This is a genomic window from Pseudomonas sp. IT-P218, assembly GCF_949767605.1.
GTDB classification, from domain to species: domain Bacteria; phylum Pseudomonadota; class Gammaproteobacteria; order Pseudomonadales; family Pseudomonadaceae; genus Aquipseudomonas; species Aquipseudomonas putida_AE.
On sequence record NZ_CATKQQ010000022.1, the window covers coordinates 536,985 to 546,133 of the forward strand.

8 protein-coding genes are annotated in these 9,149 nt (G+C 59.5%); 3 read left to right on the forward strand and 5 right to left on the reverse strand.

Going from position 1 to position 9,149, the window contains the following annotated elements:
* Window positions 1-85: 85 nt before the first annotated feature.
* Window positions 86-1,282, forward strand: coding sequence for an ATP-binding protein (locus tag ACM6I6_RS16495; protein ID WP_414920247.1), 1,197 nt, complete (start codon window positions 86-88; stop codon window positions 1,280-1,282).
* 72 nt (window positions 1,283-1,354) lie between these two features.
* On the forward strand, window positions 1,355-2,578 hold the full coding sequence (locus ACM6I6_RS16500) for a zinc-dependent alcohol dehydrogenase (protein ID WP_274075713.1): 1,224 nt from the start codon (window positions 1,355-1,357) through the stop codon (window positions 2,576-2,578).
* Window positions 2,579-2,630: 52 nt separating this feature from the next.
* On the opposite strand, the gene ACM6I6_RS16505 is transcribed toward ACM6I6_RS16500, so the two are convergent.
* From ACM6I6_RS16505 to ACM6I6_RS16525, 5 genes are all read right to left on the reverse strand, one after another.
* Entirely contained in the window at window positions 2,631-3,797 is a 1,167-nt protein-coding gene (locus tag ACM6I6_RS16505; protein ID WP_414920248.1) for a carboxylate-amine ligase, read from the reverse strand.
* A 10-nt stretch (window positions 3,798-3,807) separates the two neighbouring features.
* Complete coding sequence (locus ACM6I6_RS16510) at window positions 3,808-4,056, reverse strand: hypothetical protein (RefSeq protein WP_274075715.1); 249 nt, start codon at window positions 4,054-4,056, stop codon at window positions 3,808-3,810.
* Between the two features lie 129 nt (window positions 4,057-4,185).
* Window positions 4,186-5,007, reverse strand: a complete 822-nt coding sequence (locus ACM6I6_RS16515; protein ID WP_323608988.1) for a DUF3618 domain-containing protein — start codon at window positions 5,005-5,007, stop codon at window positions 4,186-4,188.
* Window positions 5,004-5,435, reverse strand: a complete 432-nt coding sequence (locus tag ACM6I6_RS16520; RefSeq protein ID WP_414920249.1) for a phage holin family protein — start codon at window positions 5,433-5,435, stop codon at window positions 5,004-5,006. The genes ACM6I6_RS16515 and ACM6I6_RS16520 overlap by 4 nt, the downstream gene beginning before the upstream one ends.
* Window positions 5,435-6,073 (reverse strand): hypothetical protein, encoded by a 639-nt coding sequence (locus tag ACM6I6_RS16525; RefSeq protein ID WP_414920250.1) that lies wholly within the window; start codon window positions 6,071-6,073, stop codon window positions 5,435-5,437. The genes ACM6I6_RS16520 and ACM6I6_RS16525 overlap by 1 nt, the downstream gene beginning before the upstream one ends.
* A 233-nt stretch (window positions 6,074-6,306) precedes the next feature.
* On the opposite strand from ACM6I6_RS16525, the gene glgX reads away from it, so the two are divergent.
* A complete protein-coding gene (glgX, locus tag ACM6I6_RS16530) occupies window positions 6,307-8,481 on the forward strand; it encodes a glycogen debranching protein GlgX (RefSeq protein ID WP_274075719.1) in 2,175 nt (724 codons plus the stop codon).
* Window positions 8,482-9,149 lie beyond the last annotated feature (668 nt).

Consider the following 9,149-nt stretch of genomic DNA (forward strand, 5'->3'; position numbering starts at 1 on the left):
ATAGACAGCTGCTGGCGCTCCCCAAGTGGTCAGGGCGTGAGATTAGGGATAGTCTCTGAGCGACATTATTTCGAACAGCCGAGCCATGACCCGCGCAGAGTTTTCGCCAGACGTTGAAGCCATCCGCACCATCGATGCCGTTCCAGTCATCCTGAGCATGGTCAAGCATCTCACCGGGATGCGCTTCGCCGCGGTAGCGAGAGTCACCGAAAGAAGCTGGGTGGCATGCGCCGTCGATGATTCAATCGATTTCGGCCTCAAGCCCGGTGGCGAGTTGGTCGTCGAGTCAACCATCTGCCACGAGATTCGCCAGCACCGGCAGCCCGTCATCTTCGGCCACGCCAGTGCGCACCCGGTTTTCTCGTTGCACCACACCCCCAGGACCTATGCGTTGGAGAGCTATATCTCCATTCCCATCATCAGGGCCAATGGCGAATTTTTCGGCACCCTGTGTGCCATCGACTCCGTGCCGGCGAATCTCGATGAGCCCGCGATCGCCAAGTCACTCACCCTCTTCGCCGAACTGATCGCGATGAGTCTCGACGCCCAAAGCCATCTGCAGGCGACGCAAACCGCACTGGTCAATGCCCATGAACACGCAAGGCTGCACGAGCAGTTCGTCGCCGTCCTCGGCCATGACCTTCGCACGCCCCTGAGCGCGATCCGGATGAGCGCTGATCTGCTGGAAACCAGGGCAACGGAAAAACGCTCACTGAACCTGATTGCAGCGATCCGCAATAGCTCGACTCGAATGGGTGCACTGATCGAGAACGTGCTGGATTTTGCCCGGGGAAGGATGGGTGGCGGGATTCCGGTCAAGCGCCAACTGGTCGATGACCTGGGTCGCACGCTCAAACTGACGCTGGACGAAGTACAGGCCTCTCACCCCGAAGCGAAATTGACCCACGACCTGGATGTTCCGACCGGCGTCTATTGCGACGCGCTGCGCATCAGCCAGTTGCTTTCAAATCTCCTGGGCAATGCAGTGACCCATGGCTCGACAGCGGAACCTATCCGCGTGCAGGCCCATGCCGAGGGGAATGAGATGGTCATATCGGTGAGCAATCAGGGTGCCCCGATTCCACCGACGTTGATGCCATTGCTGTTTGAACCCTTTACCCGGTCGCAAGCTGGGCAGCGCGGCGAAGGCCTGGGCCTGGGACTTTACATCGCTGCCCAGATCGCCACCGCGCACAAAGGTAGCTTGAGCGTTACCTCGACGCTGGAAGCAGGCACCTGTTTCGTCGCAAGATTCCCGGCTGACTTCAAATGGATCAGTTGAATTTTTCTGAACTAACCTCCGTCTGCACTCCTCTCCCGCTTACCATCAAACCCATGAGAGGGGCAGGACGTCATGAGAGCACTCACCTATCACGGCGCGCATAGCGTCAAAGTCGACACCGTCCCCGATCCGGTTATCGAGGACAGCGACGACATCATCCTTCGCGTCACCGCCACGGCAATCTGTGGTTCGGACCTGCATCTGTATCGCGGGAAGATCCCGACCGTCGAGCATGGCGATATCTTCGGTCATGAGTTCATGGGCATCGTTGAAGAAACGGGCTCGGCCGTCACTGCCGTTCAACCCGGCGACCGAGTGGTGATCCCCTTCGTTATCGCTTGCGGCAGCTGCTTTTTCTGCCAGATGGACCTGTTCGCCGCCTGTGAAAAGACCAACACGGGGCGTGGCGCGATCCTCAACAAGAAAGCCATTCCATCGGGTGCCGCGCTGTTTGGGTTCAGCCACATGTATGGCGGCATCCCTGGCGGCCAGGCGGAATACGTGCGTGTGCCCAAAGCCAACACCGGGCCGTTCAAAGTCCCGGGCACCCTGTCCGACGAGAAGGTGCTGTTCCTTTCGGACATCTTGCCTACCGCCTTCCAGGCCGTGACCAACACCGGCATCGGCAACGGCTCGAGCATCGCCATCTATGGCGCAGGTCCGGTCGGCCTGTTGAGTGCAGCCTGCGCCAGAATGCTCGGTGCCGAACAGATTTTCATGGTCGATCACCACCCTTACCGCCTGGCTTACGCGCAGAAGACCTATGGCGTGATACCGATCAACTTCGATGAAGATGCCGACCCCGCCGACACCATCGTGCGCCAGACCAAAGGCATGCGCGGCGTGGATGGCGTGGTCGATGCGGTGGGTTTCGAAGCCAAGGGCAGCACCACCGAGACCGTGCTCGCCACGCTAAAGCTCGAAGGCAGCAGCGGCAAGGCATTGCGTCAGTGCATTGCAGCGGTACGACGTGGCGGGGTGGTGAGCGTGCCGGGTGTGTACTCCGGGTTCATCCATGGCTTCCTGTTTGGCGATGCCTTCGATAAAGGGCTGACCTTCAGGATGGGCCAGACCCATGTGCAGCGTTATCTGCCGGAGCTTCTCGAACACATAGAGATGGGGCGCCTTAGCCCTGAGGTCATTATCAGCCATCGACTGTCGCTGGAGCAGGCCGCCGAGGGCTACAGGATGTTCGACAAGAAGGAAGACGATTGCAGGAAGGTCATCCTGACACCGGACGATAACCGGATTGCGTTGCCCGAGAGCGACGACACCGCCGCAGTCCTGGCGACCTGATAATGCTCCCCGAAAAAGAGGACGAGATTTTCGTCCTCTTTCCAACTGTTGCTCAGGTTTCACACTCCGCGGGTTGCAGGTCATCGCTTTTGCATGGCTCTTGCGACGTTTCCAACAGCAGCTGATCCACGACTTCAGCCAGGGCGGCATGAACATCCCCAGTGCTGCGCAGGGCTCGTTGGTAAAGGTCTCGCTGCCGGTCTGCACTGGTGCCGTTGCGCAGAATTAGCCGGGCCTGGGCGAAGACGTTTTCCACACGCAGCTTGCGCGCCGTATCGCCAAGGATCTGCTGCGCCAGAAATAGCCACTGCTCGGCCGAGAAGGTTCGATCGTACCCCTCAACAATGAATGACGCCTGTGTTCCATGGCGTTTCGCGCGCCAACGATTTTCCTTGAGGATCAAGCGGGACGTTTGCGAATAGGCCAACCCTGGTCGAGGTTGATCAATCGCATAGGCAACCAGCAATCGAAACAATGAGGCAATGCACAAGGCATCTTCCAGCCGTGGGCAGGCATCCGTCATGCGCAATTCCAGGGTCGGATAGCGGCAAGCGGGCCGTAATCCCCACCAGCATTCGCTGGCCTGGGTGATGGTGCCGGTACGTATCAGCAAGGCGACGTAGGCGTCATAGGCAGGCGTATCCTCGAAGAACTCCGGAATGCCCATCCTCGGCCACTCGTCACAGGCTGTTTGCCGGTAGCTCATGAAGCCGCTGTCGGCACCGTCCCAAAAGGGCGAGGAGCTGCTCAGTGCGAGCAAAAGCGGCGTCCATGGCAAGACTTCGTTCATGACCTGTATACGATCAAGGTGACTCGGAATTTCAACGTGTACATGCAGACCGCAAAGCAGACTACGCCTAGCGACCCGTTGATAGTCTGCAAACAGTTGAAGAAAGTGATGTTGCTCAGTGGGCTGTTGCACGCGCCAGTCAGCCAGAGGATGACTCCCTGCACAGAGCAGTCCCAGGTCATAAGACTCGAGCGAACGCCGCAGGCTTTTGCGAGCAGCCACAAGGTAGTCCCCTGCTTCATCCATGCAGGTGAAGATCGGCGAAGCCACTTCGATCTGGCCCTGGAACATCTCATAGGCGAAACAAGCCCCCATCGCCGCCTCGCACGCTTCAATCGAAGCCTTGGGTGGCTTATCGGTCATGCGCCGGGTGTCCAGATCGGTGATGAAGTATTCCTCTTCAATGCCGAACCTCAGCTGTCTGTCCATGGATGGGCCCTCAGTGATAGTCCTCTCCCGCTACGGCGCGCAGAAACGCCTCGTCCGCCTTTATTCGCAAATCGCGCCACTCTTGCCAACTGACAATGCGCTGGCGATCCATCTCATCCGATTGGCGCAGCAATTCTTCGTGATAGGCATCGGGAGATTCCATGCGCAGCGCGATGTCATCGAGTGCTCGATGCCAGGCGTCCAGTGCACACAATCTTCGTTCCTGGGACGGCGTCAGCTGGTTCTTGAAGGCGTTCATGGCAGTGCAATCCCGGAGTCATTTCTGAATGGATCAACAGTGTTCGAGCCAGGTTCACGAGGGCCGACCAGAGGTGCCTGCTGCAAAAAGGGAGGCCGGCATTCGACCTCCCGCTTTGCACGCGATGCCTTACGACGTCCCCAGTCCACGCGACAGATCGGCCGGTTGACTGGCTACTGAGTGGCCATTCCCTTGCGGCTTCTCCACTTCCGCGTTTTCCGTGGTTTTAGTCACTGTATCGCGGACCGCTTCGTAGCCCTCCCGCGCCTGCTGCTTGACCTTGTCGGCCAGCCCGGCGCTGGTCTTGCCCATGTAGCGCTGCTCGGTGGCCGTCGAGGGTAACGCCGCCCCCAGCATGGCTCCCAAGGCGATGCCCGCGGCGGCAACCATCAGCGGCTGTTCCTTGAGCAACTGGCTGACTTGATTGCTCATCACCTGCGTACTGCGCACCAGGCGGTCGCTGGCGTCATGCATGGCATGGCTGATGTTTTCGCCGGCAGCGCCCAGGTTGTCGCCCAGGTGCGCCGCTTTGTCTTTCACACTCTGGTAGCCCTCCTTCAAGGTGTCCGCCGTCTCGTGCAAGTGCTCGCGCGCACTGTCGATGCCCTCGCCCAGGCCTTCGGTCCACTCCCCGACCTTGTTCCGTGTGGGGGCTACGGGATAAGCCGGACGAGGAGTCGGCGGACGGTTCTGGCTCATCATCAGCCATAACAGACCCACCGACGTCACTACCGCCGGAACGGGATTGTTGCGAACGCTGGTGCCCAGGTTGCTGAGGAACGTCGTGCCGTTGCTCTGCATGAACGACAACGCCTGGTCGAAAAACTGTCCCGGGGTGAATTTACTTTCCAGCGCGTCGACGATGTTGCCGATGCTGGCACGCTGGGCATCGATTTCCCGCTCGATGGTCTCGGGGCTTTTTTGCGACTCGATGTCGAATTCAGTGGTCATGAGACTTTCCTCCGCAGCGCTTCCTGGTCTTTGTTCAAGGCGTCCAGCGTACGATCAGGCTTGAAGTGGGACGGCTCGAACTGTTTTTTTCCTGACTGCAGCATGGCGAACCCCACGATCATCACCACGACACCGACGATGAGCGCAGCCAACCACGGTGCCATGAACATGCTCAAGGCGTAGACAGCGGACATCAGCAGGATGATGAACCCCGCCAGCAGCACGATCGCACCACCGGCGACACCGGCAATGCCGGCCTTCAGCGTCGTGAGGCTCTCCTGCAGCTCGGCCTTGGCCAACGCCAGTTCCTTGGTGAACAGCGACGGCACTTCGCGAGTCAGTTGACGCAACAGGCCGACGACCGAAGCGTCAGGCTCCGGGGTGGGCACCGGTCTGACGCCCGGCAAATCTTGATCTTCTCTGTTCATCACAGCGCTCCTTTATAGGGTGTGGAAGCGGGTGTCGAATTCGTTGCGAAGTCTGATGGATGATCCTGTGCATTCGGCGAGGCTGGCGTGATGCCGGTTGCCAGGCCAGGATTTTCATCAGTACGTGATGGAACGGAGGTTTCGTAGGGGCGTTGCGCGCCGAATCCACCTGACGGCGGAATTGAATGCCCTGCTGCCGGGTCGCCAGCATCGCTGAGCGTCGCCGCCGGCGCGGCCCCGGCCTTGAGAAAACGCGACAGGCCAAAGCCCAGCGCAATGCTGCCGGCAATGAACAATGCCGGGTTGTTGCGCGCCAGTTCGGCGCCGTCATGCAGCAGCTGTTCCGCACTTTTCCCGCGCAGATTGCCCGCCAGCCCGCTCATGGACTCCGCCATGTCCGCGAGGTAGTCGGACATGCCCAGCCTGTCCTTGTCCTGCAGTTCTGAAACGAAGGATTTTGCCCCTTCGGCCAGTGCCTCTATCTGGTCTGCTGCCGTGTCACGGTATTGGCCAAACTGTTCATCCGCCTGCTGCCTTGCTCCGCCAAGCGCCTCCGTTACGTTTTCCTTGAGGTGTTGAAAGTCTGGGGAGTCGGGTTTGTCTGCCTGGCTCCCGGTCGTGCTGTCTGCAGTATTCATGTCGTCCCTCGCCTTCTGATTGAAGAAAAAGCGTTAGCAGGGTTCGCCACGAATCAGCCGCAGCCCCCCTACTGCTGATGACGGAGCGACGTCATGGGGAGTTCCAACAGAATGATGAGTGAGACGTACATCTCGATCGGGCAGCAAATTTCCTGAACTGTTGCGCGCCGCAGGCTTCTATCGGTAGACCGCGTTGGTCATCCATCCCAGAACCTACTCCGGAGCGCTTGATCATGACGGATCAACCACAGAGCGACAGTGCATCAAGCCAAGAACGTCCCGCCAGCCGTGTCAGCGAGGGGCTGCCCTATCCGTTGGGCGCAACGTGGGACGGCTCGGGCGTCAACTTCGCGATTTTTTCCGCGAATGCCACGAAGGTCGAACTGTGTCTGTTCGACGCCGACGGCCAGGCAGAAATCGAGCGCATCGCCCTGCCGGAATTCACCAACGAGATCTGGCACGGCTACCTGCCCGACGCCCGGCCTGGAACGCTGTATGGCTATCGGGTGCATGGCCCCTACGATCCGGCCAACGGGCATCGTTTCAACCCCAACAAATTGCTGATCGACCCCTACGCCAAGCAGATCTCGGGTGAACTGCAATGGGACGATGCGCTGTTTGGCTACACCGTCGGCCATGCAGACGGCGACCTGTCATTCGATGAACGCGACAGCGCACCTTTCATGCCCCGCTGCAGGGTCATCGACCCGGCCTTCACCTGGGGCAATAGCGCAAAACCCAACGTGCCTTGGGAAAATACGGTTTTCTACGAAACCCACGTGCGCGGCTTCAGCAAACGTCATCCTTCGGTGCCAGAGCCTGATCGTGGCACCTTCGCCGCTTTCCACCAGAACGACGTGGTGGAATATATCCGCTCACTCGGCGTGACCTCCGTGGAACTGATGCCCGTGCATTACTTCCTCGATGACAACCACCTGCTGGAAAAAGGCCTGCGCAATTACTGGGGCTACAACACCCTGGGCTTCTTTGCCCCCCATGCGCGCTACATGGCGGGTCAGTCGATCGGCGAGTTCAAGATCATGGTCTCGCGCTTTCACAAGGCCGGGCTGGAGGTGATCCTCGATGTGGTCTACAACCACACGGCCGAAGGCAACGAGATGGGGCCGACCCTGTCGCTCAAGGGCATCGACAACGCCAGCTACTATCGACTGATGCCCGACGATGCGCGCTACTACATCAACGACACCGGTACGGGTAACACACTCAACATGAGCCACCCTTGCGTATTGCAGATGGTGACTGACTCCTTGAGATACTGGAGCTCAGAGATGGGCGTGGACGGTTTCAGGTTCGATCTGGCGACCATCCTCGGTCGCGAGCCTGAAGGCTTCAGTGAGGGCGGTGGCTTTCTCGACGCCTGTCGCCAGGATCCGGTCCTGGCCAAGGTCAAGCTGGTCGCCGAACCTTGGGACTGTGGCCCTGGCGGTTATCAAGTGGGCAACTTCCCACCCGGGTGGATGGAGTGGAACGACAAGTTCCGGGATGTCTCCCGTGCCTTCTGGAAAGGCGACGATGACATGCTGGGCGACTTCGCCAAGATCTTTCTCGGCTCGGGCGAGCAGTTCAATCGGCGTGGTCGCAAGCCGGCTTCATCGGTCAATTTCATCACCGCCCATGACGGCTTTACCCTCAATGACCTGGTCTCCTACAACGAAAAGCACAACGAGGCCAACGGCGAAGACAACCGCGATGGCCACTCCGATAACAGGTCGTGGAACTGCGGGGTCGAGGGGCCGACCGAGGACCCTGAGATCATCGAACTGCGCTATCGGCAGATGCGCAACCTGCTCGCCACGTTGTTCCTTGCACAGGGTACGCCCATGCTCCTGGCGGGAGACGAGTTCGCCCGGACCCAGGGCGGCAGCAACAATGCCTACTGCCAGGACAGCGAGATCGGCTGGATAGACTGGAATGTGAGTGAACAAAGCAGCGAGCTGCAAGAGTTTGTCCGCTACCTCATCGAGCTGCGCAACCGCCACCCACTGCTGCGGCGAAATCGTTTCTTCACCGGCGAATACGACGAAAGCCTGGGCGTCAAGGACGTCAGCTGGTTGCAGCCGGGTGGCGAGGAAATGGGGGTGGAACAGTGGCATGACGGCAGTAACCGCTGCATGGGAATCCTGCTCGATGGACGTACCCAGACCAGCGGCATTCGCCGCGAAGGCGTCGATAAATCGCTGCTGATCATCGTCAACGCCCATCACGACGTGGTGAATTTCACCCTGCCGGAAGTGCCACAGGGCCAACAGTGGATTTTGCAGCTGGACACCAACCAGGCGCAGCTCGACCCTGGGGAATCGTTTTCGTTTGGCGATGAGTATCAGGTAACGGGCCGCTCGATGCTGATGTTCGAGCTGAAGAAACCTTCGACGAAAAAACGCAAGTAGGACGCCTCAGACAGGGGATGTGCCAGGCACGGCATTTGCGTACAACGCCGATCAACTGTAGGAGCTGGCTTGCCAGCGAAGGCGCCGGGGCAGTCGACATCGATGTTGAATGTCAGACCGCTTTCGCTGGCAAGCCAGCTCCTACAGGGGATCTTCGTCAGACCCGAGATCTCCGCCAAGCACGGAATTTGTGAACGACGCCGACCAATTGTGGGAGCCGGCCTGCCGGCGATGGCAGTAGGACGCCCCAGACAGGGGATGTGCCAGGCACGGCATTTGTGTACAACACCGATCAACTGTAGGAGTTGGCTTGCCAGCGAAGGCGCCGGGTCAGTCGACATCGATATTGGATGTCAGACCGCTTTCGCTGGCAAGCCAGCTCCTACAGTGCATCCGGTACAGCCGCGAGCAATTGCTTGGCTGTGAGGTCGCCATCGCCGGCAGGCCAGCTCCCACAGGGAATTTTTGCCAGGCACGGAATTTGAGTACGACCCGATCAACTGTAGGAGCTGGCTTGCCAGCGAAGGCGCCGGGTCAGTCGACATCGATGTCGAATGTCAGACCGCTTTCGCTGGCAAGCCAGCTCCTACAGGGGATTTCCGTCAGACCCGAGATCTCCGCCAAGCACGAAATTTGTGAACGACGCCGACCAATTGTGGGAGCCGGCC

What these genes read in the sequence shown, in the direction of transcription:
- ACM6I6_RS16495 (WP_414920247.1), top strand. Translation starts at nt 86, where the DNA reads ATGACCCGCGCAGAGTTTTCGCCAGACGTTGAAGCCATCCGCACCATC.
- ACM6I6_RS16500 (WP_274075713.1), top strand. Translation starts at nt 1,355, where the DNA reads ATGAGAGCACTCACCTATCACGGCGCGCATAGCGTCAAAGTCGACACC.
- ACM6I6_RS16505 (WP_414920248.1), bottom strand. Translation starts at nt 3,797, where the DNA reads ATGGACAGACAGCTGAGGTTCGGCATTGAAGAGGAATACTTCATCACC.
- ACM6I6_RS16510 (WP_274075715.1), bottom strand. Translation starts at nt 4,056, where the DNA reads ATGAACGCCTTCAAGAACCAGCTGACGCCGTCCCAGGAACGAAGATTG.
- ACM6I6_RS16515 (WP_323608988.1), bottom strand. Translation starts at nt 5,007, where the DNA reads ATGACCACTGAATTCGACATCGAGTCGCAAAAAAGCCCCGAGACCATC.
- ACM6I6_RS16520 (WP_414920249.1), bottom strand. Translation starts at nt 5,435, where the DNA reads ATGAACAGAGAAGATCAAGATTTGCCGGGCGTCAGACCGGTGCCCACC.
- ACM6I6_RS16525 (WP_414920250.1), bottom strand. Translation starts at nt 6,073, where the DNA reads ATGAATACTGCAGACAGCACGACCGGGAGCCAGGCAGACAAACCCGAC.
- glgX (WP_274075719.1), top strand. Translation starts at nt 6,307, where the DNA reads ATGACGGATCAACCACAGAGCGACAGTGCATCAAGCCAAGAACGTCCC.